Source organism: Vibrio sp. 2134-1 (assembly GCF_033339495.1).
The window spans coordinates 1-727 of the sequence record NZ_JAWOUS010000381.1; the positions used below are offsets into that span (position 1 = coordinate 1).

Here is a 727-nt window from a genome sequence, read left to right on the forward strand (position 1 = left end):
TACTCTGATCCATTAGGCATTGAAGTGGGTGACCTAACAGATTCAAATGCGGTCGCAGAAGAACAAGAAGTGGATGCGTCTATCTTCGGCAACATTAAGTCTCAGTTTGTTTCTGGTCATGCCGCGTTTGCTTACTTGATCTTCATCTTGTTGTACACACCATGTGTTGCTGCGATGGGGGCGTACGTACGTGAATTTGGCCATAACTTCGCACGTTTTATTGCGGTATGGACGATGGGTTTAGCTTACCTATGTGCAACGTTCTACAATCAGTTGACGCATTTCTCTGAAAGCCCAATTACTAGTGGTGTCTGGATGGCAATTATTGTTGCAATCTTCATCGGAACTTATCACGTATTCAAACGTATTGGTAAAAAACAACATGGTGCGTTAGAGGCGCAAGTCGCATGATTTTAAATGAGCTTTATCAATATATTGCAGACAAAGGGACGGTCTCACAGTCTGAGCTGGCTAAGCAGTTTGGAATGAGTGAAGACGGTGCGGATGCAATGTTAAGCGTGTGGATCAAGAAGGGTAAAATTAGCCGCTTGGTTGATACCAATAAAGCTCGAGATGTGATGCGTGTGCGTTATGCCGTGACAAAACAAGATGGGTTGTCACTCACTGTTACGATGTAGTGGTTTATCAACCAAAGTTTACAAATAATAAAGCCGTGTCATTTCTGATGCGGCTTTTTCTTTTCTAATCAATAGCCTTGTCGATGGCA

At 43.1% G+C, this 727-nt stretch carries 1 protein-coding gene and 1 pseudogene; both read left to right on the top strand.

Annotated features, from left to right (window positions below; genetic code table 11):
* A pseudogene (locus R7R78_RS26120) lies at positions 1-411 on the top strand (nucleoside recognition domain-containing protein); the annotation flags it as partial.
* Complete coding sequence (locus tag R7R78_RS26125; protein WP_005496063.1) at positions 408-638, top strand: FeoC-like transcriptional regulator; 231 nt, start codon at positions 408-410, stop codon at positions 636-638. The pseudogene R7R78_RS26120 and the gene R7R78_RS26125, both read left to right, overlap by 4 nt.
* Positions 639-727: the final 89 nt, after the last annotated feature.